This window comes from Serratia sp. CY47280, from assembly GCF_052168655.1.
In the GTDB taxonomy this organism is placed as follows: domain Bacteria; phylum Pseudomonadota; class Gammaproteobacteria; order Enterobacterales; family Enterobacteriaceae; genus Serratia; species Serratia bockelmannii.
The window spans coordinates 607,712-631,977 of sequence record NZ_JBJNMG010000001.1 but is presented as its reverse complement, the minus strand read 5'-3'; the positions used below and the strand labels follow the sequence as shown (position 1 = coordinate 631,977).

Here is a 24,266-nt window from a genome sequence, read left to right as displayed (position 1 = left end):
GCGGTTCGCGCTATTTCAGGTGAATGCTAAAACCGTCTTGCCCCGGCGCGAGATGTGCTTTCAGCGTCAGCTGCGGGATCAGGTAGTCACCGGCGTTCTGCCGCCGAAACGGAATCGGCTCAGTGTGCCACAGATTGTCGAGCCGCTGTCCGAGCTGTTCACACAGGGCGGCGAAGCGCGTCTCGTCGGTCTTTCCGGCACGATAGGTGACAAACGGCGGTAACACCTCGAATCCCGGGTAATGCAGTATGCCGTGCTGGATCGGAAACAGGATATCGTCGATCGGCCCGTTGACACCGCGCGGGGCGTAATGGGATTCCCACCCGCCGGCGCTGACGATCAGCATCGCCCGTTTGCCCGCCAACATACCCTCGCCGTAACGGTCGCCCCAATGCGTATCGGAATGCTCACCGACGCCATAGGCAAAACCATAGGCATAGACACGCTCGAACCAGCCTTTCAGAATCGCCGGCATCGAGAACCACCACAGCGGAAACTGTAGCAGCACCGCGTCCGCCCAGCGCAATTTTTGCTGCTCCCGTTCGATATCGGCGCTCTGCACGCCGTTGGCAAACGCGCGCTGGGAATCCAACGAAGGATCGAAACGGGGCCCTGATGCACCTTCCAGGCTGTCGTTGGCGTCAAGTGCCGCTTTCCACTTCATGGCGTAAAGATCGGACACCTGTACCTGATGACCGGCCTGCGTCAGGCGCTCAACGGCGAAGTTTTTCAGTGAGCCGGTCAGCGACTGCGGCTCCGGGTGGGCGTAAACAATCAGCACATTCATAGCAACTCTCCTTGGTGTGAGAGCTGCAGGTTAGGGCGTCACAAGGTATATTAGAAATGAATTACCGTTATCCCAGGTATAACCATGAATAATTTAAGGCGGCTGGATCTCAATCTGCTGGTGACGCTCGACGCGCTGCTGGCGGAGCACAACGTGACGCGCGCGGCGCAGCGGCTCAATTTCTCTCAGCCGGCGGTCAGCGTGCATCTCGCCAAACTGCGGGCGATCTTTGACGATCCGCTGCTGTTGCCCGGCCCGCGCGGCATGCGTCCGACCGCCAGAGCGGAGCAGTTGCGGGAACCGCTGCGCCAGGCGCTGGCGGCGCTTGAGTTGGCGGTAACGCCGGCGACGCCGTTCGATCCCGCCGTGGCGACCGATACCTGGCGTGTGGCCGCCTTCGACTACGGCGAATCCACCATCGTCCTGCCGGCGCTGAACGGTTTGCGCACGGCGGCGCCCGGCACCCGGCTGGCGGTGCTGGAAACCGCGCCGTCACGCATCGCCAAACTGGCGGAACAGGGGGAGATCGATCTGGCGTTTCACACCCGCGAGGGGTCGCCGCCCGGTTTGCGTCAGCGCACGCTGTTCAGTGAACGCTATGTGCTGGTGGGCAGAGTCGGCCATCCCAAGCTGCATGAAAACCTGACGCTGGCGCAATTTTGCGAATTGGAGCAGGTGATGGTTTCGCCGGACGGCGCCGGTTTCTACGGCATCACCGACCAAGCGCTGGCGGACGTGGGGCTGACGCGGCGCGTGGTGCTTTCTGTGCCGCATTTTCTCTTCGTGATCTCGGTGCTGGCGCAGTCCGATTTGGTGGCGATGCTGCCGGAGCGGCTGGTGCGCAACCAGCCTTTATTGCAACAACTCGAGCCGCCGCTGGCGGTGCCGGGGTTTGAAATGACCATGCTGTGGCACGAACGATCGCATCGAGATCCCGCTCACCGGTGGCTGCGCGAACATATCGTGCGGTCAGTGTAAGCGGGTTAAACAGCGCGGGAAATTACATGAACAGGAAGCGGTCGGCCAGCGGAACGCCGCGTTCGAGGCGCGGTGGCAACGCGTCGTCGCGATCGTCTGGCTGAGTAGCCTGTGGCGCGACATCGTCGGCTTTTTCGATCATCAGCTCGCCGAGCAGGGCCAGAAAACGAGTGAGCTTTTGCATATTCCCTCCGGATCGTTGATTACGTTGAGGGTGATAGTAATCGCCGCTAAACCGAATGGGAAAAACTTAAAACTCATATCCTAAGAACCGGATCGCATATCGCATGACCGGGCGACGGTTGCCCATCGCCCGGTGGATGGCTTAGAAGGTGACGTTAACCTTGGCCCACAGGGTGCGGCCCGGTTCATTCACCGCGCTGTTGGCCGAATAGCCGAAGGCGCTGTTGCCCGCCAGGTTAAGGTGCTCGCTGTAGGTCTTGTTCAGGATATTATCCAGACCGGCGCTCAGCTTGACGTTTTTATTCACCTTGTAAGCGGCGTTGGCGGAGAGCACGCCGAAGCCGGCGCTTTCGGCAAAGTCTTTGCCCACCACGTTGCCTTCGTTGATCGCCACGCGGTTTTGGCTGCTGACCAAACGCCACAGCCCGGTGCCGCTCCAGTCGCCGTACTCATAGGTGAGCCCCAGACGTGCCTCCAACGGCGGGATCTGCGGCAGCGGGCGGCCGTCGCTGGTGTTTTTACCCCAGGAGTAGGCCAGGCTGGCGTCGGTTTTCCAGTGCTCGCTCAGTTGGTAACCCATGCCCATTTCGCCGCCCATGATGTCGGCGTTGACGTTATCGGCCTGGCTGAGACGCGCATTGTGCGGATCGTATTTGAACAGGATGAAATCATCGACGCGGCCCACATAAGCGGAGACCCAGCCGTTGAAGCGCTTGCCGTTGTATTGTGCGCCGATGTCGAGCTGCGTGGTTTTCTCGCTCTTGACGCTGGAGAACGGATCTTTGCTGCCGTTCGGGCCGAGCTTCGGCGAGAATAACTCCCAGTAATCCGGGAAGCGCTCGGTATAACCGACGCCGGCATACAACATCAGCGGCAGGTCGGCCAGCGTATGCTCAAGACGCATAAAGCCGCTAGGCAGGGTGTCTGAACGCTCCCCATCGCTACCGCTGCGGAAATTCTCCACCAGGGTGCGGTCAAGACGCGCGCCGCCGATCAGTTTATCCTGCTCGCTGGTGGACCAGGTCAGCTCACTGAAGGCGCCGTAGCTGTTGAACTGGGCGTCTTTTTCCCAACTGCCGCGGCTCATGCTGCGGTGGGTGTTGGTCTGCGTGTCCAGGCCGCTTTCAAGCTTCACGTCCTGCCACTGCCAGGTGCCCATCACGCGGCCGCCGACGGTGCGGCGATCGAGCTGCATCGTCATGCCGGAAGACATCATGTGCCCGCCGTGACCGCCCATGCTCATACCGCCATGGCCGCCGTGCCCCCCCATGCCACCGCTGCCCGGCGAGCGCAGGGTGACGTTGTCCATCACGTGGTTGGCGTAGTTGTAGTAGACCTGCGCTTCCAGCTTATCCAGCACCTCGCCGATGTTGGATTTTTCCACCCGCATGCCCAGGCTTTCGCGCTTGAACTGCGAACCGTCCATGCTGCGGCCGGCATAGCGCGCTTCGCCGTTGCCGCGGCCCATGGTCACTTCCAGCAGCGTATCGTTGTCCGGCGTCCAGCCGAGCGCCAGATCGCCGTTCCACTTGTCCCAGCGCGACGGCACGCGTGTATTGGTGCCGTCCTGATAATCGTTGGAGCGGGATTTGTTGGCCATCACCCGCAAGTAACCTTGCTCGGCGCCGAGGCTGGCGTCGATATTCTCGTCCCAGCGGCCATTGGAGCCGGTCAGCACGCTGGCGTTGCCCTTGATACCCGGCTCGTCGAAGCGCGGACGTTCACGTTCGAAACGCACGGTGCCCGCCGACGAACCCGGCCCCCACAGCACCGTCTGCGGCCCTTTGGTGATGGTCAGCAGATCGAAGCTTTCCGGCGAGATGTAAGAGGTGGGCGCATCCATTCTCGATGGGCAGGCGCCCAGCATTTCCGAACCGTCGGTGAGGATCTTCAACCGCGAACCGAACATGCCGCGGAACACCGGATCGCCGTTGGTGCCGCCGTTGCGGATCTGAGAAAAGCCGGGAATGGTTTTCAAGTAGTCCGAGCCATCGCTGGCCGGCACCGGCTGGCGCGGAGTTTTCGGTGACGTCACGATGGTCAGCGGAGAGTAGAGCGGTGCGGTAACGGTGATCACGTCGCCATCATTAACCTGGGCGCCGGTAGGGGGTTGATGCGCCTGCGCCGCGTGGCCAGCCAGCAGGAACAACGGCATGGCGGTGGTAATGGCGCGGGTGACGGCGTTCTTTTTATAAGTCGGTTTAAACATCATCTTTCCTTAAGCTAACTCTATTCCGTTCTTGGCCGAGGGATTATTCAGGCGTAGGGCGGCCTGGCGAAAATCACCATCGGTAAATACGGGAGGTTAATTCCATCGACGTGGAAATAACCGGACTAATAATGTCGTCTCGATGATTAACCGTTGGGCGAGTTAATTCCGCCGGGTTGAAGCAATCAACGGCAATACAGAGAACGGCAATGGGTTTGCGGTTAAATCAGAGGAAAGAGACGGGGGGCGCGCGCGGCTGTAATTCGGTGTGAACGACGTGGGCAAACAGGGGAACGAGGTAATGGATCGGCGGCGGGCGTGAAGCCAGCGACTGGGACCAGAACAGCGGGGCGTGGCTCACGTCCAGCAGCGGCGCGTGCAGCAACAGCACGCAGTAGCCGCAGGCGCTGTCGTCCATCATCATCGCCATGTTGTGGTGGCCGCCGCCGTGCTGCATCAGCGCCTGCGAGGCTTTTTCAGGTTCAGACGGCGGCGAGTGCATCCCGTGATGCATCGGCATATCCATGCCGCAATCCGCCATGGCGGTCGTTCCAGCACTTCCGGCGCGTACATGCTCCAGAGATCGCGAGACCACCGGCGCAATGAACAGCATCAGAATGGCAAACATCCCTAACCAGGCGGCGGCCCGATTTCGCGATGCAGAGGGCTGAATTAACGACACAATCAACCTAAAAAAAGGGTTAACACAGGGTAGGGAATTGTACTGGTTTATGTCGAAATGTTAAAACCTTTTATTTCTGGTCAACGCTCTGTTGATGAATATATTATCGGATAAGCGCTTTAATTCTGACCAAAGGCTATTTTTTTGCGCCAATGACATGACGGGGACAATATTAATGACGGAAAAACTGGCGAGCACGATTATTCCGCTTTATGACAATCTGGCTGGCGCAGAGGGATGAGTGACAATGTCACGGGCGAGTTCACCGGAACCCGCCCGTAACCTTACTTCGCGCTGACGCGCCAGACGGTGTTGCCGACGTCATCCGCAACCAGCAAAGCGCCGGTCTTGTCGATCGCCAGGCCCACAGGGGCGCCATAGAGTTCCTTCTCATCATCGGAGACAAAACCTGTCACCACGGCTTTGAGCTTGCCGACCGGCTTGCCTTGTTCAAACGCCTCGTAGCTGACTCGGTAGCCGTTCAGCGGCGAGCGATCCCAGCTGCCGTGCTCGCTGACAAAGGCGCCGCCGCGATACTCGGCCGGCAGAGCGCTCGCGGTGTAGAACAGCAGCCCCAGCGGTGCGACGTGCGAGCTGAGGGCGTAGTCCGGTTTGATGGCTTTCGCCACCAGATCCGGCCGCGCCGGCTGCACCCGACGATCGACGTGCTGGCCGAAATAGCTGTAAGGCCAGCCGTAGAAGCCGCCGTCCTGCACCGAGGTCAGGTAGTCCGGCACCAGATCGGCGCCGATCTCGTCACGCTCGTTGACGATGGCCCACAGCTTGCCGCTGTGCGGTTCCCACTGTAGCCCGGTCGGGTTGCGCAGCCCGCTGGCGAAGATGCGGCTGGCGCCGGAGGCGGTGTCCACTTCCAGTACCGCGGCGCGCCGGTACTCTACGGCCAGGCCATTTTCGGTGATGTTGCTGTTGGAGCCGACGCCAACATACAGCTTTTTGCCGTCCGGGCTGGCCAGCAGAGCTTTGGTCCAGTGGTGATTGATAGTGTTCGGCAGATCGGCCAGCTCTTTACCCGGATCGCTGATGCGCGTTTCGCCCGGTTGATAGGCGTACTGCATGATATTGCCGGTGTTGGCCACGTACAGCGTATTGCCAATCAGCTGGACGCCGAACGGGGAATCGAGCCCCTCGAGGAAGACATGCTTTTCCCAGTTGCCGCCGGCGGTCGGGCGCAGAAGGGTGATACGATTGCCCCCTTTACCGCCTTTACCGGACTGGCCTTTCACCAGGCCGGCGATCAGCTGCTTGGGCGTGCTCACCGCTTCCGTGCCCGGCCCGTTGGCCTCCACGACCAACACATCGCCATTGGGCAGCGCGAGCAACTGACGCGGATGAAGCAAATCGTCCGCCACCTTATCGATTTTCAAGCCTTCCGCCACTTTCGGCGTCTGATCTTGTTGCCAGCCAACGCCCTTAGGCACCTGCATCGGCGGCATCAGAAAGTCTTGCGCCGCCGGCAACGTCGGGTCCGGGCCCATTTGTTGCTCTGGCGAAATGACGGCGCTGTTATCGCAGCCGGCCAAGGCCAATACGGCGGAAAGGGTGAGCGCCAGAGATGAGAGCTTCATGAAAACCTCCTTATTTTGCGCGGGCGCCAAGGGCCAGCAGAATATTCGCCAGGCTGAGCAGCGCGACCACGATCGCAGACAGCACCAGGCCTTGGGGCACCACGGCATACGCATCCCGGCTATGCACGAAAGCGTTGATAATGGCGAGAACGATGGCCAACAGGTTCAGCCAGAAATGGAGTTTGACCGACGAACCCAGCAGCCGGCCGCTGCCGAACCATACTTGCACCAGGTTAATCAGGCGAGGAATGATGGCAAAAATCAGGCCGATGGCGATTAGCCAACTGGCGCCATTAACCCACTGAATATTGGCAGTGCAGGCATAAATGATGTCGAAAATTAGCGCCGCGGTGAAAAATCCATAAGGTATCGGGTTGAGCCATTCATAGACGGCCACTGCGGCCGCTGAGGGCCTTGCTGTCGTTTGCGTGGTCATGCAGGCATCTCCATGAAAAATGATGGGTAAAAAGGCCATTGGCCCCTTAAAGCTTTGTTCAGATCCAGCGATTTGAACAATTTTGATTCTCATTTTTAGCATGCGATGTTAAAACCGAAACCATCACTGCGGCATTATCAATGGCTTAGCAATATCAGGAGGAAGGGCATGAGTATAGAGCGCGTTCAGCGATTTCTGGCCGAGCACGCACCGGAGACGACGGTGACGGTGCTGGCAAAGAACACCGCGACGGTAGCGCTGGCGGCGGAAGCCTTTGGCGTGGAGAGCGGGCAGATCGCCAAGACGCTGTCGTTTCGCGTGAACGATGGCGTGGTGCTGCTGGTGATGGCGGGAACCGCCAGAATCGACAACAAGAAGTACAAGCAATTCTTCGGCGTGAAGGCGCGTATGCTGCCGGCGGAAGAGGTTGAAGCATTAACCGGCTATCCGCCCGGCGGCGTTTGCCCCTTTGCCGCACCGGAAACGGTGAGAATTTACTGCGACCGCAGCCTGTGCAGTTACGGTGAAGTGCTTCCGGCAGGCGGCAGCGATAACTCAGGCGTGAGAATTGCGCCGCAACGTCTGGCCAGCATCACCGGAGCGGAGTGGATTGACGTGACAGGGTAACTATATGTGACCGCGTCACAATTACGTTATGTTAAATAGATTGTATCAATTCTTAATTAATAGACTGTTTTAACAGGGAAAATTACTAATCCATCGGGTGATGGCAAACCGCCTCGATATTGTGGCCATCCGGGGCGATCACAAATGCCGCATAGTAATGGGCATGGTAATTGGGCCGCAAGCCGGGCGCGCCATTGTCTTTGCCGCCGGCGTTTAACGCGGCGTGATAGAACGCATCGACCTGTTCACGGCTGCTTGCGGCAAATGCCAGGTGCAGATGCGCCGGTTTTTCATCGGTCTGAAACAGGCATAATGACACGTTATCTCGATCGCGGCACAGCTCAACGCCATAGTCGGGTTCGCCTTCGGCAACGATCTTTACGCCCAGTGGCGCCAGCGCATTGAGGAAAAACGCTTTGCTGAGGGCAAAGTCGCTGACGCCAAATTTCACATGATCAAACATGGGGAGGCTCCTTGAGCGTGAAAGAATGTTCCCATTCAGTATAGCCAACGCCGTGTTGGACGCAGAAAGCGATGCAAACGCACGCCAATGCGCATTTAACAGGCAAATACTGCCCGTTTAAGTGACGCGTTTGGATGAAATCTGCAGTATCGTAGCCGCCACGTTTTATCAGATTTCACGTAGCGCGATCAAAAAAGCAGAGGATTTCTGGCCAATACCGGCAGGTAGCCGCCATAGAAAATCATGTCCGGTCATCATTACTGGAGCGGGAAATGGCAGAGCGCATACCGGCCGGCATGTTAACGGCAATTCATCAGCAGGCCGGAGCTGCCGGCCAAACCAGCGATTGATACCTTGCTAGAAGTTGAAAGCCTGGCGGCGTTGGATGGTTTGAATGACAGGATGCATGATATGAGAGCTACGCCGCGCGGCGAGAACGGCATAGCCGGCAGGCGTTACTACATCAAGGGAAACGGCAATCATGTATTTACTGCAGTAAGTGAACAGGCGATCCGACATTTGGTGTTCAGAGATTATCTGCGCAAGCATCATGGTGTTGCTCAGCAATATGCGGCAATCAAACGTCAGGCAGCAGAAGACAGTCGGCAAAACCCGGCGGCTTATGGCAGGTTGAAAAACGAATTTGTTCAGCGGCATGAGCAGCTGGCGCTGATATGGTTAACCGCAGGAGAAAGCCCATGATCAGGCCTGGACGGCAGAATCCACATATCACCACCTAGGTGCGCATAATGTATATTATGTTAAATGTAATTACTGGGTACGCACCGGGGTTATCCTGCCCGTCCTTTCTCACCTCACCTTCAAGGCTTATCAGGCTGACATCCTTTTTTATGTTTTAAGCCCATCTGTCAACCCATCTCAGTTTAGCCCTTAGTCGGCGTACCTTGATGAAAGCGCATCTGCCAACCCGCCTTTTCCGTCAGGAGCCAAACCGATGAGCGTTCGGTGCAACGAACGACGCGGCCCTGCGCGTCACGCTGAAAACTTTTATACGTCAGCAACACGGCGCCTTCACTGATTTTCGCCAGCTTAAACCCTTCGGCGAAAATCGGCGGATAATCCGTTTCCATCTCCAGCGCCGCAACGGTTTGGCATTTGTCATAACGTAGGCCTGAACGACCAATCTCTTCAAAGTCTTCATGCAACAATGCCGCGACATGTTTCGGATCGCAGCGCGTTGTTGGCTGGTGCAGTTCAACCTCAAGCGCCTGAATTTGGCTAAGCCACTGTGCAAAATGGGTCAAAATGCCCTCCTTTTTTGATCGCGCTACGTGAAATCTGGCAAACTTCGGCAGTCAATCTACACCAGAATGACACTCGTGAAACCTGACTATTCCCAGGATTCCTTCTCATAGGGTTTTTGCCAGTTCTTTTCCGTGACGGGTACGAGTTCCCCGTTGAACGTATAGGTACAACAGCGGCATCTCACCGGCACATCTTCTGCGGTGAATGCCGGGTTCACTTTCTGCAGTATCCCGTGATCATCTATGCATAGTCCGCTGTAATAGCTCGACTCACCACAGCGGACATAGCTCTGCCAGTTTTTACGGTGCAGCGCCACCAGGTAAAAAATAGGCGCTTCTTTATCCAACCGACTTACCGCTTCGCTATGTACTTCATTCCAGGGTTGGCCCACTTTACTGAGCAGAAATTGAAATAGCGGCGTGTAATCCATGCCATGTTGTATCTGCCCATGCATACTTTCACGCAGTGGCAACTGCTCATCGTCTGCCTGTTTACCATGGCGTTCCCAGCGGTACTTACCACCGCTGGCGATGGGCCCTCTGGATGTAACGCTTTCTCTTCTATAGAGTTTCTTCTTTACATCTCGATGTGCTCTCATCAAGCCTCAATAGTGACATTGTCACACAAAAAGAAATCCTTACGCCGGTTTCCCAGCCAAATGCGACCGCCGAACTCGCAACTCTCCATGCCGCCAGGCGCCGTCTGCCGTGGTGCGATTGTCGATCAGGCGATTCAAGGCCTCCTCGACTAACCGGTCAATGCGTTGGCTGTAGCTGGTCAGCGCCCAATTGGCTGAGCCGGCTTCGTCGATATCGTCGAAACCTACCACGGCCATGGCTGACGACGGTGCTACTTGCCTGAGCGCTTCGAGCGCCCCCAGTGCCAGCACGTCGTTCTCGCAGAACAGCGCTTCAACCCGCTCACTTTCCGGCGTTGCCTGCAGGTATTCACTCATCAGTTGGAAACCGCGCTGGCGATCGTAGTGGCCAGCGGTGAGCACCCGATCCAGCTGAAAACCGGCGGCCATCAGTTTGTCGCGGTAGCCTTCCATACGCAGCAAATGGCTGCTTTGCGTGTCTGGCCCCTTCATGTAGCCAAAGCGCCGATGCCCTTGTTCTATCAGCAACCCAGCGATCTCTTCGCCGGCGCGGTAGCCGTCGATGTTCACCACATCAATGTGTTCACTTTCCGTATTGCGGCACACCTGCACCAGCGGGATCTGATGCAGATCTTGCGCGATCGCCGCCCACTCTTGGGTTAACACCGTCGCCAGGAACAAAATGCCATCGACCTGCAGCTGATCGGCCATCGCCATCACCGCCCGGTAGTTTTCCCCCGCGGTGATGTTCAGCAGCAGCGCCATATAGCCGCGGGTTTGCAGCTGTTTGGTGACCATATCGAGCATCATCATCGAATGCGGGTTCTTCATTTCGTCGATGGCCACGCCGATGATGTGCGTGCGTTTTTGCGACAGGCTGCGCGCCAGCAGATTGGGTCGATAGCCCAGCTCGGCCGCCGCCGCCAGTACGCTTTCACGCGCGCTGTCTGAGATCGACGCGCCGGGCGTAAAGGCGCGCGATACCGTCCATTTAGAGACGCCGGCCTTTTCGGCGACATCGCTGGCGGTGGCTTTGTGGTGTTTCGTCATGGTTGCGTCGATCTCTGCTTCGGTGAAGTCACACTATACCCTGCTCGCTCAGATCCCCTAAGCGCCTGCCGGCATACCTGCTGCGATTATGTCCCGTTTTTGCACCCGATTGCAATTTGTTATGCAACCGGGTGCAAAAGGTAAAGAGTTTGTGATCGTCCGCGCTGTTTTCACCTTTCCCCTGTTGACCAAATTTTCTTCATGGCCGACATTCACGGTGGCATTCAGAGACTCATCGCGGTTTTGTCTCCTGCTTTGCACCCGGTTGCAAAAGAACTGTTTTTACATAACACCTCTCTTCTCAACAGGATACCGTAATGAAAAAAACCAGACTGCTGTTGATGTTAGCCTGCTCGCTGTTTGTCGTGACCGCCCAGGCCAAGACCTACCAGGTCGGCGTGGCGCTGGCCAACTTCGATCTCAACTTCGTCTCCATCCTGCGCAGCCAAATGGCGCGAGAACTGGCTGCGCAACAGCTGCAAGGCCAGTTCGTCGATGCCAAAGGCGATGTCGCCCTGCAGGTGCAGCAGGTAGACGATCTGATTAATCAGGGCGTGGACGCCATTATCCTCAACCCAGTCGATACGCAAGGCGTCCAGCCGATGATAGCGGCCGCCCAACGCGCCGCGGTCCCCCTTATCTTCGTCAACCGCAAACCCGAAGTGCCGCTCAGCGGCGCGACGGCCTACGTCGGCTCCGACTCGGCGCTCAGCGGCCGCCTGCAGATGGAGGCCCTGGCGAAAAAAATGAATTACCGCGGCAATGTGGCGATCCTGATGGGCGCCCTCTCCAACGAAGAAACTCGCGAACGCACCCGTGCAGTGGAAACGGTGATCGCCAAATACAAAGACCTGAAAGTGGTAGAGAAACAGACCGCCAAATGGCAACGCAATGAAGCGGTCGACGTGGTTTCCGGCTGGTTGCTGAACGGCGCGGCGATCGATGCGATCGCCGCCAACAACGATGAGATGGCCATCGGCGCGATCATGGCGCTGAAACAGGCCAAAAAGCGCGACGTGCTGGTTGCCGGTATCGACGGCACACCCGACGGCCTGCAATTTATCAAAAATGGCGACCTGGCGGTGACCATTTTCCAGGATGCCAAAGCCCAGGCGATCGGTGCGGTGCAGGTGACCCGAGCGATGTTGGATCACGCCAAAACCGAGCCCTATAACTGGGTACCCTACGCCACCGTGACGCGAGAAAACTACCCGCAATTTGCACAGATGAATCAGAAATAAGCCGTTGCCACTCTCTTTTTCAACCCACTTTGCACCCGAGTGCAAAACCACAGTATTAGGAGTCAGCATGTTAAATGGTGAAAGAAGCATCCCTCGCCCGCTGCGTTGGGCGATGATCGGCGGCGGCCGCCTCAGCCAGGTGGGCTACAAACACCGTTCCGGCGCACTGCGCGACAACACCGCCTATCGGCTGGTTGCCGGCGCCTTTGATATCGACGCGGCGCGCGGACGTGAGTTTGGCGTCAATCTCGGCGTGCCCGCCGAACGCTGCTATGACAACTATCAACAGCTGCTGGAGCAAGAAGCTAACCGCGAAGATGGCGTTGAGGTGGTGACCATCGCCACCCCTAACGGCACCCACTATGAAATCACGCGCGCCGCGCTGAATGCCGGACTGCATGTCATCTGCGAAAAGCCGCTGTTCTTCACCACGGCGGAGGCGAGAGAAATCAAGGCGCTGGCGGCGGAGAAAGGCCTTATCGTCGGCGTAACCTACGGCTTCTCCGGCCATCCGCTGCTGATGCAGATGCGCGCCATGATCGCGAACGGCGACATCGGCGAAATACGCATGGTCGAATTGCAGTACACCCACGGCTTCAATGCCAACGAAAGCGCGGACACGTTCGAGGCACAAAAGTGGCGCGTCGATCCGAAAATCGCCGGCCCCTCTTTTGTGCTGGGCGACATCTCCACCCACACCTTCTACATCTCGCAGCTGGTGATGCCCGATATGAAGATTGCCTCCCTGCTGTGCGATCGCCAGAGCTTTATTCCTTCCCGCGCCCCGCTGGAAGACAACGCCATGGTGCTCATGCACTACGAAAACGGCGCCGTCGGCCGCATGTGGGCTTCTGCCATCAACGCCGGCGCGATGGACAGCCAAAGCATCCGCGTGGTGGGCTCACGCGCCAGCCTGCAATGGAGCGATTCCACGCCCGGCGAATTACGCTATGAGATCCAGGGGCGGCCCAGCCAAACGCTGCACCACGGCATGCCCTATCTGGACGACAGCGCGCTGGCCGAAGAGCGGCTCGGCGCGCTGCATACCGAAGGGCTGGCCGAATCCTGGGCCAATATCTACCTCAAGTTCGCCATCGCGATCAGCGCCAGTCAGCGCGGCGATCGGCAGACGCTGGCCGCGCTGATCTATCCGGATATCGATGCCGGATTGGAAGGCGTACGCTGGATTGAAAACTGCGTTCGCTCCGCCGACAACGGCGCCACCTGGGTCAATTACCAATAAGGAAAGCACCATGAAACTTTCGTTCTGTACCGACAGCCTGGGCCATTTACCCTTCGAGCCGATGCTGGATCGGCTGCTGGAGCTGGGGGTGCGCGGCGTGGAAATGACCACCGGCGGTTGGTCCCCGGCGCCCCATCTGGATGCCGACGATCTGCTGGCCAATCCCGCCAAACGCCGGCAGCTGCAACAGGCGCTGGCCAGCCGCGGCATGGAGATTGCCGCGCTCAATGTCTCCGGCAATCCGCTCGATCCGGGCGAGCTGGGGCAGCGCCATCTGCGCCAAACCGACAATACGCTGGAACTGGCTGGCCTGTTGGGGGTGAAGAAGATCGTCATGATGAGCGGCCTGCCGCCGGCCAGCCCGCATGACACCATCCCCAACTGGATCACCTATACCGTCAGCTGGCCGCCGACGGTGAAAAACTGTCTGGATTATCAATGGAATGAGGTGGCGATCCCCTATTGGCAGGCACTGGTCGCCCGAGCCAAAGCGTGCGGCGTTGAGCGCTTTGCGCTGGAAAACTTCAGCGCCATGCTGGTGTGGAACCCGGAAACGCTGTTCCGGCTGCGCGAGGCCGTTGGCCCGATGGTGGGCCTGAACCTCGATCCCAGCCATTTGATCTGGATGGGCGCGGATCCCATCGCGGTCGCTCGCGCCCTTGGTCCCGCCATTCACCATGTACACGGCAAAGACGTTCGCCTGGAACGCGGTGTCGTCGAAGTTAACGGACTGCTGGAAACCAAACCGATCGACGAGGTGGCCGGCCGCGCCTGGAACTATGTCGCCGTCGGCTGCGGCCGGGATCTGCAGTGGTGGAAGGAATTCTTCTCGGTGGTGCGCATGATAGGCTACAACGACTGGGTGTCGTTGGAAATGGAAGACTTGACCATGTCGGTCGATGCCGGCATCGTCTCTTCCGTTCAGGCGCTACAGCAGACGATCAGCCAATAACACCCTGCGCGGCGGCCACGGCCGCTGCGCAGAGTTCATCACGTTACGGGGTTATCGCCAACTTAATCACGCCATCGCGCTTTTCGGAGAACAGGTGGTAAGCCTCGGCAATATTCTCCAGTTGAAAACGATGCGTCACGAACGGCGTGAGATCCAAACCGCCATGCTGAATCACGTTCATCATTCTGCGCATCCGTTCCTTGCCGCCGGGGCACAGAGCCGACCGAATCGTATGATCGCCAAGACCATAGGCAAACGCCTCGACAGGCAATTGAATATCGTCGCTATAGACGCCAAGGCTGGACAATGTGCCACCGGGTTTTAAGACTCGCAGCGCCTGATTAAAGGTGGCCTGCGTCCCCAAACACTCGATGCTGGCATCCACGCCGCGCCCTGCCGTAATCTTGAATATTTCATCAATCACATCGGTTTCCTTGTAATTCAACAAGACGTTTGCCCCCATTTTTCCCGCCATCATCAGCTTTTCGGGAGAGCTGCTGATGGCAATAATCAGGCTGGCGCCCCGCAGGCGAGCCCCCGCGGTGGCACATAAGCCGATCGGGCCCTGGGCGAAAATGGCTACCGTATCGCCAATGTTAATGTTGGCATTTTCTGCCCCTTTGAAACCGGTAGACATCACATCCGGGCACATCAGCACCTGTTCATCCGTCAGACCGTCGGGGATGAGCGCCAGATTAGCTTCCGCATCAGGCACCAAGACATATTCAGCCTGAGTGCCGTCGATAACGTTGCCGAAGCGCCAACCCGCCGTGGCTTTATAGCCATGGCAGCGGCATTCGGGTAAATAGGAACCGTCCTGCGCGGGAAAGCCGTCCTGACATGAATAGGAGGTAAAAGAGGGGCAAATAGCCCCAGCCAATGCCCGCTGCCCCTCTTGAAAGCCTTTAACATTGCTTCCCAACTTTTCAATAATGCCGACCGGCTCATGGCCAATGGTCAACCTACGCGGTACCGCATACTCTCCCTTGAGGATATGAATATCCGTGCCGCAGATTGTCGTCGTGGTTATTTTGAGCAAGGCATCGTTGGGACCAGGGGAAGGAATAGGTTTTTCAATGAGTTCTATTCGCCCCTTTTCGATAAAGGCAGCGGCTTTCATCATGCGCATGGCGGAAGATCCTTTGGTTTCTGCCGAAGTGGCTACAGAAAAGAATAATCCAATCGGTCATTTTTTCCGATTTTACCGCCTTGGGAAATAATTAAACACGCCAGTAATCTTTATCGGTAAATAATATAAAAAATATAATTCAATAAAATAACATCCAATAAAATCTGCTTTGTCACGCTGCCGAAAAACACGGTCGATTTATATCGACAGACGCTGCATCATTTCTCTTTCCAAATACTCTACGCTCAGCGAAAATATACGTTATCTGATTGATAAGTCCTGCAGGAAATGCCATGTCACGACTCACCCTCCTCCCGCTGAGCCTGGCACTTGCCGGCTGCGTGCCAATGCAGCCTGATGGCTGTGAAAAAGCCAGTGCGGTGAATGATTGCGTTTATGCCTGGCGTGCAGGCAGCGATGTTCCAACGGCAAAGCAACCGCCTAACTTGGGATGCGACGGACAAGTTTTTTATGAGCGGCCGCACTATTCCGCCTCTGCGAAGGCAGAAAAACGCGAAGGCGAAGTGAGCGCAACGTTTGATGTTGATGATAAGGGTAAAGCCAGAAATATCGTGCTGACGGGCACCCCAGAGTTCTATCGCGACACCAAAAGCGCCATCGCACGCAGCTGCTGGACACCGAGCCGTGTTCATGAAACGGCGTTGTTTACTTTTAAACTCTCTGGTGATGCAGATGCCAACCGATAAGCGAATCTCGGCCGGCGATCAACGCCCTGTTCACTTCGGCGCGTAAATCTCTCTGAGCGTGGCGATCACTTTCGCCACGTTTGGGTTATCGATGCGGTAAAACAAGGTTTGCGCTTCGCGTCGGTACGTCACCAGACCTTCATTGCGCATTTTCGCCAGGTGCTGCGACAGCGCCGATTGGCTTAGCGGCACCAATTGTTGTAGCTCCCCCACGGCAATCTCATCGTGTTTCAATAGCAGGCAAAGCACCAGCAAGCGGTGTTCGTTGCCTATCGCTTTCAACAGCCTGGCGGCTTCAATCGCCCCTTCGATCAGAAAGGGATCTTGGTTAGCTTTTGCATTCATGGTCAATCACGGCCCCGTCATCATTCAGCCGCATTATAGCGGCTTTCAGACGCTGGCACAGCATTATATTAGCACCCTTTAAATTAGATATTGCTAATTTATATAAATCTAATATAACCTTGTATTCATGCCAAGTGGCTCTCCCTGAGGCCGCAGGCCTTCCCCAACACAAGTGAGAATGCATTATGAATATGCCAACCCTGGTACTGCTGGCGTTTGCCGGCTGGACCTTATTGATTCTATTCGGCACCGTCGGCGTTTATCGCTGGTCCAGAATTTTAACCGGCCGTGCCACGGTGAGCGAATGGCAAGCGAACAAACCACAGGGCAGCGATAGCTACCAGCGCGCCATTGCGGCGCATCGCAACTGCATTGAAAATTTGCCGGTTTATACGGCCCTCGTCGTGGCGATAGCTGTATTTCAGGTGGAAAGCACGACGCTGAATGTCTTGTCTCTGGTGCTGCTCGGCGCGCGCATGGCGCAGAGTCTGGTTCACATCGGTTTCGAGCAGACGGAAAACGTCGCCACATGGCGTTTCGCTTTCTTTTTCACACAAATCGTCACGATGTTTTGGATGGGGATAGAGATCGTCGGGAGCCTGCCATGACGATAACGAACCTGGCAGAGCCCCATGAGGTGGCCCATTTCCTCTATGATGCGGATAAACCCAAGGGGCAGCGGGCCATCCTCTACTTTTCCGCCTCCTGGTGTCGCCCCTGCCAGAATATGCAGGGGATCGTTGAACAGCTGCACCGTCACGCCAACGAGATCGCCTTCGGCAGCATTGACGTCGCGCAGGCGCCGACGCTCGCCCCTGCATTCGGTATTAAATCCGTGCCCTCCCTCGCCCTGTTTGAGGATGCGTGCCTCATCGCGATCATTGCGGGCGAGGTTCCCTTGCAACGGCTATCTCACCGGGTGGCGGCGGCATTCGCCGGCGTTACAACATCCACTCAATAGGCAGCCAGCCGGCCACGGTAAGAACGATGCGTTTTACCCAGCCGGCGCCGGGTTCTTGCTGGTGCACCTCGGTATGGCCGTCTTCGAAGGCTTCTTTCCACACCATTTTGCCTTCGGGCGTCAATGCCGGCCGATAGGCGGCGTACTCGAGCGGGCCATCAAACAGTTGGCGGGTGTCGGCCGCCAGCGCCGGGCTGTCGATCAAGAATCCCATTTCGCAGTTCAGGTGCGCCGAGCGCGGATCGAAATTGAACGAGCCGATAAACACCCGCTTATCGTCGATGGCGAAGGTTTTGGCATGCAGCGCCGCGCCGGACAGCCCCAGCGGCTTGAGCTCCTTGCGCCCGGTCGGTTGACCGGCGCGCAGCTTCAGCTCGAACAGTTCGACGCCCGCCTGCAGCAGCTCACGTCGGTATTTGGCGTAGCCCGCATGCACCACCAGCACGTCGGTGGTGTTCATCGCGTTGGTCAGCACGCGAATGGATTTCCCCTGTTTGGCAAGCGATTCAAAGAAAGTCGCCCCTTCTCGCCCCGGCACGAAATAGGCGGAGACCAGATCCAATTGCTGGCTGACGCCGCCGATGATCTTACCCAGTTGCGTCACCATCAAACGATCGCGCGAAGCCTTGCCCAACCCTTTCGCCGGATCGTCGGCCACCAGCTCTACCTGGGTGAATTCCGGCTGTATGGCGCCATCGCGAAAGCGCACCGCGCTGGTTTCCAGCTGCACCGCCAGTTTACGGGCGCGCTCGCTGGTTTCGGTGGCGGCGGCCTGCGTCAGGAAGGCGGAAAGATCGCCTTTTCCCCGGATAATCTGCTCAACGCCGAACACCGAGGCGCTGTTCCAGTAGCGATCGAAGACCTCGGCGGTCTCCGCCACCACGTTGCCGACGCTCAACACGTCGAGATCGAGGAAATAGTTTTCGTCACCGACCTGAAAATACTCGTCGCCGATGTTGCGGCCGCCGATGATCGCCACGGCGCCGTCAACGATGTAGGACTTGTTATGCATGCGCCGGTTCATGCGCATAAAGTCGAAGGCGTAACCGGCCAGTTTCGGCGTACGTACGGTGGACGGATTGAACAGACGGATCTCGACGTTTTCCTGGGCGTTCAGCGCCGCCAGCGTCTCATCCATGGCGACGCCGTTATCGTCCAGCAGCAGCCGCACGCGCACCCCACGTTGGGCCGCGTCATACAGGGTTTTCAGCAGGATCTGCCCGGAGGTGTCGTTATGCCAGATGTAGTACTGAGCGTCGATAGACCTTTCCGCCATCCGCGCCAGCGCCAGGCGGCTGGCGAACGCATCGTGGCCGCTGACCAGCGGCACCACGCCGCTCAGGCCGGAATGTGCCGCCATCTGTTCGGCGGCCCGCGCCGGCAATAGCGCGGTAGGATCAGCCGGCAATGCCGCCTGCGGCAGACGCTGCGAAATATCCGGCAAACGAAAGATGACTCTTGCCGCAATAATGGCGATCGTCACGGCGATAATCAGATACACGACAATTTTTATCACGGGAGGCGGCCTCGGAGGTTGACTGCTTTGCTTTATACGTCATTAGGTTGCTTCAATCTATAGGAGAAGCGCGCTATGCGCGAGGTCCGCTTGGAAAACGAAAAATATCTTACGTTACTATCCAAATCATGCCAGTTGCGCCGTATTGCGCAACTGGCATATCTATCGGCTTTAATTTATTCCAGCTTAGGCATGATGCTTAAATGACGAACATCCATTTCTGTCAGCGCAACGCCATTCAACGGCGAAGCGCCATTGATATCCCTGACGGTACCAACCTCTGGCTTTAAGGGCCAAGGCGGCAGCCCTGCCAATGCCTGATGAAACGCCGGCAATCAGAACAGCTTTATATTCAGACATTTTTTAATCCTTCAGACGTGGAATGGCTTTCGGTTGGCAAGGTTGCCGTTGGGCTCTTTATCCGGAACCAGATAGCATACATAGCAGGCAGGAACACCAGCGTAATAATGGTTCCACCCAGTGTCCCGCCTATCAGGGTATAGGCCAGGGTTCCCCAGAATACCGAGTGGGTTAACGGGATAAAGGCCAGAATGGCCGCCATCGCCGTCAGCAGTACAGGCCTGGAGCGCTGTACCGTTGCCTCAATGACCGCATGATAGGGTTCAAGCCCTTCCTGCTCGTTGTGATGGATCTGCCCAATGAGGATCAGCGTGTTACGCATCAAGATCCCTGACAGAGCAATCAAACCAACCAGCGCGTTGATACCAAAGGGCTGGTTGAAGAGCAGCAAGGTTGGCACCACACCGACCAGCCCCAGAGGTGCGGTCATAAAGACCATCACCATCGCCGACATCGAACGCACCTGAAGGATAATGATCAGCAATGTCATGGCTATCATGATAGGGAATAACGGCACCATCGCTTGGGTAGCTTTCCCTGACTCCTCAATAGAGCCCGCCTGTTCAACCCGGTATCCATTCGGAAGCGTTGTGATGATGGGCTGCAGTTGTTTAAAAATCGCAGTGGAAACATCAGGTGCCTGAAGGGATTCGGCAATATCGCCTCGCACGGTAATGGTTAGCATACGGTCACGACGTCGCAGGACCGGGTCTTCCATGCGCACTTCGACCTCGCCAACCTGCGATAACGGAATACGCTGCCCTGCAGAACCGACCAGGGTGAAACCCTCTATTTTCGCCGGATCAAGTCTGATATCGCCGGCAGCGCGTCCCACGACCTGCACCGAACGGATATCTTCGCGCACCGCGGTGATAGGAACACCCGAAAGCAAGAATTGAAGCTGCTGGGCCACGGCATTTGACGTCAGCCCCACGGCCTGCAGGCGGTCCTGATTCAGGGTGAAATGCAGTGTTGGCACGCGTGAGCCCCAATCCGTGTTGACCGTTCTCATCAGCGGGCTGGCCTGCATCAGCATTTTCACCTTGTCCGCGATGTCTCGTAATACCGTCGGATCAGGCCCTGTGACACGGAAGGCAACCGGATAGGGTGAGTAAGGGCCAAACACCAGTTGGGTCACGCGAACTCGCGCCTCAGGAGCCAGTCCATCAGCCGCAGCCTGGCGAAGACGGAACTTGAGCGCCTCACGGGCTCCCTCACTGTCCGTCAGGATAACAATTTTCGCAAAAGAGGGATCAGGTAGCTCGGGTGCCATGGCGAGATAAAAACGAGGAGCCCCTTGCCCGATATAAGCCGTCACGATTTTTGCTTCTTTCTGGTGCTTCAGCCAGTCCTCAATTTTCGTCACGGCGGCGCTGGTTTGTTCAATGGACGAGCCATACGGCATTTGGACGTCCACAAGGACCTCTGGCCGGTCAGACGTCGGGAAAAACTGTTTTTTCACCAGCGCCATGCCGAGAACAGCAACGGTGAATACCGCAACGACAGAAGCCGCGACCAGCCATTTTCGCGCGATGACCTGCGCCAGCAACTGACGAAAACGGTTGTAGCGGCGGGTGTTGTAGATAGCTGTGTGCCCCCCTTGAACCGTTTTGATATCCGGCAGCATTTTCACCCCAAGGTAAGGGGTGAACACCACTGCCACCACCCAGGAGGCAATCAATGCAATTCCCACAATCCAGAACATATTGCTGGTATATTCACCCGCCGTGGATTGTGCAAAACCGTTGGGCATAAAGCCAACGGCCGTCACCAGGGTGCCTGCCAGCATCGGCGCAGCAGTGTGGCTCCATGCATAGGCTGAGGCTTTGATTCGGTCGTACCCCTCCTCCATTTTCACCACCATCATTTCAATGGCAATGATGGCGTCATCCACCAACAACCCCAGGGCCAGGATGAGCGAGCCCAGGGTAATACGGTCGAAGTTTTTACCTGACGCCTCCATGACCACAAAGACGACAGCCAGCGTCAGGGGCACAGCAGCAGCGACCACCACACCCACACGCCAACCCATACTGAGAAAGCAGACCACCATCACGACCAGCAACGCGACGAAAAATTTGATCATGAACTCATCTACGGCGGAACTGATGTTAACTGACTGATCGGTGACTTTCACGAATGTCATGCCGAGTGGCATGTCCGCATTGATGCTGGCGGCTTCCTTATCCAGCGCTTTACCCAGCTCCAGACCATTCCAGCCCTCACGCATCACGATACCCAGCAGAAGTGCAGGTTCGCCCTGATTACGCACCATAAAGGTCGCCGGATCTTCGTAGCCACGCTCGACCGTCGCCACATCGGAAAGCTTCAGCGTCCTCCCTTGCACCACAACCGGCGTTTCACGAATTTTTTCCAGTGTGTCAAAAGCCCCATCCAGACGGATAAAAACCTGCGGCCCACGGGTATCTATCGAGCCCGCAGGTGTCAGCACGTTCTGGTTGTTCAGGGCTGCAAAGATATCCTGGGCAGAGACCCCCAGGGTTGCCAGACGGTCATGGGAAAATGAGACAAATATCCGCTCGGCCTGCTCACCGATAATATTGACTTTTTTTACCCCGGGAACATGTAATAAGCGCTGGCGTAATGACTCGGCATCGCGCACCAGTAGCCGCTGTGACTCGCCTTTTGCCTTCAGCGCAAAGAGCGCAAACGTGACATCCGAAAACTCATCGTTAACCATCGGCCCAGACACCCCTGCCGGCAAGTTTTTAGCCTCGTCGCTGAGTTTTTTGCGTGCCTGATAGAACGCTTCCTGGACCTCTGAGGGGGGAGTGCTGTCCAACAATGAGAGCATGGTAAAAGCCAGACCGGGACGCGTGTAGGTCTCTGTGCGGTCATACCACTTGAGCTCCTGGAGACGCTTCTCCAGCGGTTCGACCACCTGATCCTGCATTTCCTTAGCCGTTGCTCCAGGCCAGGCGGAAATGATGGTCATCTGCTTGACCGTAAAAGGCGGGTCTTCTGCGCGCCCCAGCCCAAGGAACGAGAGAATACCGGCAACGGTGATCAACAGGATAAGAAACAGCGTAACGGAACGCTCGCGTACGGCGAGCGCGGAAAGATTGAAACGTCCGCGACTCATGGACGACTCCCGACGACACGGATATCGCTCTGCTTCGCCAGCCGGACTGTCTCACCATCATGCAGTAGATGAGCGCCCAGCGCTACGACCTGTTCGCCAGGCTTAAGGCTGCCGGTTACGCTTGCTGCATCATCCCCGAGGCTCACGACCTGCACGGACCGCCAGGTCACTCTGGCGGGATTTCCTGAAATGCTCCAGACCCCCGGACCTTTACCCGCGTCAAAAACAGCCGCTAAAGGCACCTGCAGCAACGGCTGCGATGCTCTGCTCTGCGCAATATGGATGGTGACAGTGGCCCCCAGAGGGGCACCAGACAATGGACCGTCGAGCACGTACCTTGCTTCAAACGTGCGCGTCAGCGGATCGGCTGCATCAGAGAGTAACCGTAGCTTCGCGGAAACAGAGGGTGTATCGCTGCCGTACAGAGAGGCCTGTGCCACGCTTCCAATTACCGGGCGCAGCGTCTCAGGCAGTTGGACGACCGCTTCGCGTTGTCCAGCCCTCGCCAGCCTGATAACTGGCTGTCCGGCACTGACCACCTGACCTGGCTCGGCCAGCGTGTCCATCACCACTCCGTCGGCGTCAGCGACCAGGACTGCATAGCCCATGGCGTTTTGCGCCACATTCGCCTGCGCCTGGGCGGCACTGAGGTCAGCCCTGGCCGTCTCTGCGGCAGCCTTAACCTGATCGTAAGCGGATGCCGACACAGCACCTGTAGTGACCAGACCGCGATAACGCGATTCATCATCCGCTGTCTGTCGGGCTCGCGCTTTTGCTGCGGCGACTGCCTGCTGTTGAGCCTGAGCCTGTAGGCTCAGATCAACCGGATCCAGACGCATTAACGGCTGGCCACGTTTCACGGCCTGGCCGGTATCGACGAGACGTTCCAGGATTTTGCCTTGAACCCTGAAACCAAGGTCGCTCTGAATTCGTGCAACCACCACCCCCGTAAAAGCACGGGAAAAGTCGGTTGCATTGATCGCTGCGGCAGACCTGACCAGAGGTGGCAGACTGCGTGGATCGCGGTTATCGGAAGCCTCACCGCAGGCCACAAGGGCAAACGGCAACAGACAGACAGCAAAGGTGACAGGTTTAAGTCCGAGCATGGGTTCCCTTAATTAATTAACAGGACAGGACAGGAACCCATACTTATACTTGTGACCATTATTGTCAATGGTCACAAAGTCAGGGTGACAAACTTCTCAAGATCAGTGATGGCAGCAACACCGCCGCTGCTTGGATGGTGTCCAAATTATATTGCAGCTGAACCGGGCTGATATAGGGACGCATGACCATAAAAATCGCATCCGCCGCCTCATCCAGTGGCGTTTTTCTTTCGAACTCACCTGCCTGGCGCCCTTCAACAATGATCTGCTCGATTAGCTGCCGCAGGTGCTGCTCATGAGCTTGTGCTGAGGGCCATTTATCACGCACAGCAACAGCCGCAATATCGTGCAACTTACGGTCATGAAAAAATAAATCGCAGCCAGATTCTGACAATGCCTTGAATAACCGCCTTATTTTCTCTGCAGCTGTCGGCGCATCCGCAATCGCTGCGTGGACAATATCCCTTATGATCGCCAGCCGATTAGCGCAGATCACTTCTCCAATCGCCTGCTTGGAATCGAAAAATTTATAGATATAAGCTTTTGAAAAACCAATTGCTTTGGCGAGGTCGGAAACCGTTGTTTTTTCGTAGCCATAGTGACCGAAATGCTCAGTGGCCGCGTCAACGACCTGATCGCGGACACTGTGGTCGGAAGGTCCCCTGGAAGGGGTTTCATTCATCTGTTTAGTCATTTTCCCATCCTAGCTCAATGAAGCCCGGCTGACAACGAGTGACC

The 24,266-nt window shown here is 57.1% G+C and carries 26 protein-coding genes; 9 read left to right on the top strand and 17 right to left on the bottom strand.

Annotation, left to right across the window (positions count from 1 at the left end):
* Nucleotides 1–10: 10 nt before the first annotated feature.
* On the bottom strand, nucleotides 11–787 hold the full coding sequence (locus ACJ8J4_RS03100; protein ID WP_025302865.1) for an NAD(P)H-dependent oxidoreductase: 777 nt from the start codon (nucleotides 785–787) through the stop codon (nucleotides 11–13).
* A gap of 84 nt (nucleotides 788–871) precedes the next feature.
* Here ACJ8J4_RS03100 and ACJ8J4_RS03095 point away from each other — a divergent pair, with 84 nt between their 5' ends.
* Nucleotides 872–1,765: a LysR family transcriptional regulator gene (locus ACJ8J4_RS03095; protein WP_049204048.1), complete on the top strand. Its 894-nt coding sequence runs from the start codon at nucleotides 872–874 to the stop codon at nucleotides 1,763–1,765.
* Nucleotides 1,766–1,787: 22 nt separating this feature from the next.
* On the opposite strand, the gene ACJ8J4_RS03090 is transcribed toward ACJ8J4_RS03095, so the two are convergent.
* From ACJ8J4_RS03090 to ACJ8J4_RS03070, 5 genes are all read right to left on the bottom strand, one after another.
* Complete coding sequence (locus ACJ8J4_RS03090; RefSeq protein ID WP_162837924.1) at nucleotides 1,788–1,949, bottom strand: hypothetical protein; 162 nt, start codon at nucleotides 1,947–1,949, stop codon at nucleotides 1,788–1,790.
* A gap of 141 nt (nucleotides 1,950–2,090) precedes the next feature.
* Complete coding sequence (locus ACJ8J4_RS03085; protein ID WP_343228789.1) at nucleotides 2,091–4,103, bottom strand: TonB-dependent copper receptor; 2,013 nt, start codon at nucleotides 4,101–4,103, stop codon at nucleotides 2,091–2,093.
* 280 nt (nucleotides 4,104–4,383) lie between these two features.
* The gene (locus tag ACJ8J4_RS03080; RefSeq protein WP_230203382.1) at nucleotides 4,384–4,770 is read right to left on the bottom strand and encodes a DUF2946 domain-containing protein; all 387 of its coding nucleotides are present in this window, start codon (nucleotides 4,768–4,770) and stop codon (nucleotides 4,384–4,386) included.
* A gap of 353 nt (nucleotides 4,771–5,123) precedes the next feature.
* Nucleotides 5,124–6,425, bottom strand: a complete 1,302-nt coding sequence (locus tag ACJ8J4_RS03075) for a PQQ-dependent sugar dehydrogenase (RefSeq protein ID WP_264383949.1) — start codon at nucleotides 6,423–6,425, stop codon at nucleotides 5,124–5,126.
* A gap of 10 nt (nucleotides 6,426–6,435) precedes the next feature.
* The gene (locus ACJ8J4_RS03070; RefSeq protein WP_025302860.1) at nucleotides 6,436–6,861 is read right to left on the bottom strand and encodes a DUF2231 domain-containing protein; all 426 of its coding nucleotides are present in this window, start codon (nucleotides 6,859–6,861) and stop codon (nucleotides 6,436–6,438) included.
* 168 nt (nucleotides 6,862–7,029) lie between these two features.
* On the opposite strand from ACJ8J4_RS03070, the gene ACJ8J4_RS03065 reads away from it, so the two are divergent.
* On the top strand, nucleotides 7,030–7,488 hold the full coding sequence (locus tag ACJ8J4_RS03065; protein ID WP_025302859.1) for a YbaK/EbsC family protein: 459 nt from the start codon (nucleotides 7,030–7,032) through the stop codon (nucleotides 7,486–7,488).
* An 85-nt stretch (nucleotides 7,489–7,573) separates the two neighbouring features.
* On the opposite strand, the gene ACJ8J4_RS03060 is transcribed toward ACJ8J4_RS03065, so the two are convergent.
* On the bottom strand, nucleotides 7,574–7,951 hold the full coding sequence (locus tag ACJ8J4_RS03060; protein ID WP_025302858.1) for a VOC family protein: 378 nt from the start codon (nucleotides 7,949–7,951) through the stop codon (nucleotides 7,574–7,576).
* A gap of 312 nt (nucleotides 7,952–8,263) precedes the next feature.
* On the opposite strand from ACJ8J4_RS03060, the gene ACJ8J4_RS03055 reads away from it, so the two are divergent.
* Complete coding sequence (locus tag ACJ8J4_RS03055) at nucleotides 8,264–8,653, top strand: GrpB family protein (RefSeq protein ID WP_072070374.1); 390 nt, start codon at nucleotides 8,264–8,266, stop codon at nucleotides 8,651–8,653.
* Between the two features lie 182 nt (nucleotides 8,654–8,835).
* Here ACJ8J4_RS03055 and ACJ8J4_RS03050 read toward each other — a convergent pair whose 3' ends face one another.
* The 3 genes from ACJ8J4_RS03050 to ACJ8J4_RS03040 form a co-directional block, all read right to left on the bottom strand.
* Nucleotides 8,836–9,216, bottom strand: a complete 381-nt coding sequence (locus ACJ8J4_RS03050) for a nuclear transport factor 2 family protein (RefSeq protein ID WP_049204045.1) — start codon at nucleotides 9,214–9,216, stop codon at nucleotides 8,836–8,838.
* A gap of 86 nt (nucleotides 9,217–9,302) precedes the next feature.
* Nucleotides 9,303–9,815 carry a hypothetical protein gene (locus ACJ8J4_RS03045; RefSeq protein ID WP_043137327.1) on the bottom strand — a complete coding sequence of 171 codons (513 nt, stop codon included), beginning with the start codon at nucleotides 9,813–9,815 and terminating at the stop codon, nucleotides 9,303–9,305.
* Nucleotides 9,816–9,854: 39 nt separating this feature from the next.
* Nucleotides 9,855–10,865 (bottom strand): LacI family DNA-binding transcriptional regulator, encoded by a 1,011-nt coding sequence (locus tag ACJ8J4_RS03040; protein WP_197769604.1) that lies wholly within the window; start codon nucleotides 10,863–10,865, stop codon nucleotides 9,855–9,857.
* Between the two features lie 317 nt (nucleotides 10,866–11,182).
* Between ACJ8J4_RS03040 and ACJ8J4_RS03035 the strand changes: the two genes are divergently transcribed.
* From ACJ8J4_RS03035 to ACJ8J4_RS03025, 3 genes are all read left to right on the top strand, one after another.
* Nucleotides 11,183–12,106, top strand: a complete 924-nt coding sequence (locus ACJ8J4_RS03035; RefSeq protein WP_049204043.1) for a substrate-binding domain-containing protein — start codon at nucleotides 11,183–11,185, stop codon at nucleotides 12,104–12,106.
* A 67-nt stretch (nucleotides 12,107–12,173) separates the two neighbouring features.
* Nucleotides 12,174–13,349: a Gfo/Idh/MocA family protein gene (locus ACJ8J4_RS03030; RefSeq protein WP_049204042.1), complete on the top strand. Its 1,176-nt coding sequence runs from the start codon at nucleotides 12,174–12,176 to the stop codon at nucleotides 13,347–13,349.
* 10 nt (nucleotides 13,350–13,359) lie between these two features.
* Nucleotides 13,360–14,301, top strand: a complete 942-nt coding sequence (locus ACJ8J4_RS03025; RefSeq protein WP_264383948.1) for a sugar phosphate isomerase/epimerase family protein — start codon at nucleotides 13,360–13,362, stop codon at nucleotides 14,299–14,301.
* A gap of 43 nt (nucleotides 14,302–14,344) precedes the next feature.
* On the opposite strand, the gene ACJ8J4_RS03020 is transcribed toward ACJ8J4_RS03025, so the two are convergent.
* Nucleotides 14,345–15,430, bottom strand: coding sequence for an NAD(P)-dependent alcohol dehydrogenase (locus ACJ8J4_RS03020; protein ID WP_025302850.1), 1,086 nt, complete (start codon nucleotides 15,428–15,430; stop codon nucleotides 14,345–14,347).
* Nucleotides 15,431–15,723: 293 nt separating this feature from the next.
* On the opposite strand from ACJ8J4_RS03020, the gene ACJ8J4_RS03015 reads away from it, so the two are divergent.
* The gene (locus ACJ8J4_RS03015; protein WP_071826115.1) at nucleotides 15,724–16,137 is read left to right on the top strand and encodes an energy transducer TonB; all 414 of its coding nucleotides are present in this window, start codon (nucleotides 15,724–15,726) and stop codon (nucleotides 16,135–16,137) included.
* A gap of 30 nt (nucleotides 16,138–16,167) precedes the next feature.
* Here the strand turns inward: ACJ8J4_RS03015 and ACJ8J4_RS03010 are convergent, their stop codons facing one another.
* Complete coding sequence (locus ACJ8J4_RS03010; protein WP_025302849.1) at nucleotides 16,168–16,482, bottom strand: ArsR/SmtB family transcription factor; 315 nt, start codon at nucleotides 16,480–16,482, stop codon at nucleotides 16,168–16,170.
* Between the two features lie 185 nt (nucleotides 16,483–16,667).
* Here ACJ8J4_RS03010 and ACJ8J4_RS03005 point away from each other — a divergent pair, with 185 nt between their 5' ends.
* Together ACJ8J4_RS03005 and ACJ8J4_RS03000 are read left to right on the top strand one after the other, a co-directional pair.
* Nucleotides 16,668–17,090, top strand: coding sequence for an MAPEG family protein (locus tag ACJ8J4_RS03005; protein ID WP_025302848.1), 423 nt, complete (start codon nucleotides 16,668–16,670; stop codon nucleotides 17,088–17,090).
* Nucleotides 17,087–17,443 carry a thioredoxin family protein gene (locus ACJ8J4_RS03000; RefSeq protein ID WP_025302847.1) on the top strand — a complete coding sequence of 119 codons (357 nt, stop codon included), beginning with the start codon at nucleotides 17,087–17,089 and terminating at the stop codon, nucleotides 17,441–17,443. Before ACJ8J4_RS03005 ends, ACJ8J4_RS03000 begins: the two co-directional genes overlap by 4 nt.
* Here the strand turns inward: ACJ8J4_RS03000 and ACJ8J4_RS02995 are convergent.
* The 5 genes from ACJ8J4_RS02995 to ACJ8J4_RS02975 all read right to left on the bottom strand — a co-directional run bounded on the left by ACJ8J4_RS02995 (nucleotide 17,424) and on the right by ACJ8J4_RS02975 (nucleotide 24,222).
* Entirely contained in the window at nucleotides 17,424–18,959 is a 1,536-nt protein-coding gene (locus tag ACJ8J4_RS02995; protein WP_025302846.1) for a phospholipase D family protein, read from the bottom strand. The genes ACJ8J4_RS03000 and ACJ8J4_RS02995 overlap by 20 nt on opposite strands.
* Nucleotides 18,960–19,145: 186 nt before the next feature.
* Nucleotides 19,146–19,319, bottom strand: a complete 174-nt coding sequence (locus ACJ8J4_RS02990) for a hypothetical protein (protein ID WP_168186807.1) — start codon at nucleotides 19,317–19,319, stop codon at nucleotides 19,146–19,148.
* Nucleotides 19,312–22,422 (bottom strand): efflux RND transporter permease subunit, encoded by a 3,111-nt coding sequence (locus ACJ8J4_RS02985; RefSeq protein ID WP_197835897.1) that lies wholly within the window; start codon nucleotides 22,420–22,422, stop codon nucleotides 19,312–19,314. Before ACJ8J4_RS02985 ends, ACJ8J4_RS02990 begins: the two co-directional genes overlap by 8 nt.
* The gene (locus tag ACJ8J4_RS02980) at nucleotides 22,419–23,528 is read right to left on the bottom strand and encodes an efflux RND transporter periplasmic adaptor subunit (RefSeq protein ID WP_141998080.1); all 1,110 of its coding nucleotides are present in this window, start codon (nucleotides 23,526–23,528) and stop codon (nucleotides 22,419–22,421) included. Before ACJ8J4_RS02980 ends, ACJ8J4_RS02985 begins: the two co-directional genes overlap by 4 nt.
* A 79-nt stretch (nucleotides 23,529–23,607) precedes the next feature.
* Nucleotides 23,608–24,222 carry a TetR/AcrR family transcriptional regulator gene (locus ACJ8J4_RS02975; protein ID WP_025302843.1) on the bottom strand — a complete coding sequence of 205 codons (615 nt, stop codon included), beginning with the start codon at nucleotides 24,220–24,222 and terminating at the stop codon, nucleotides 23,608–23,610.
* Between the last annotated feature and the right edge of the window lie 44 nt (nucleotides 24,223–24,266).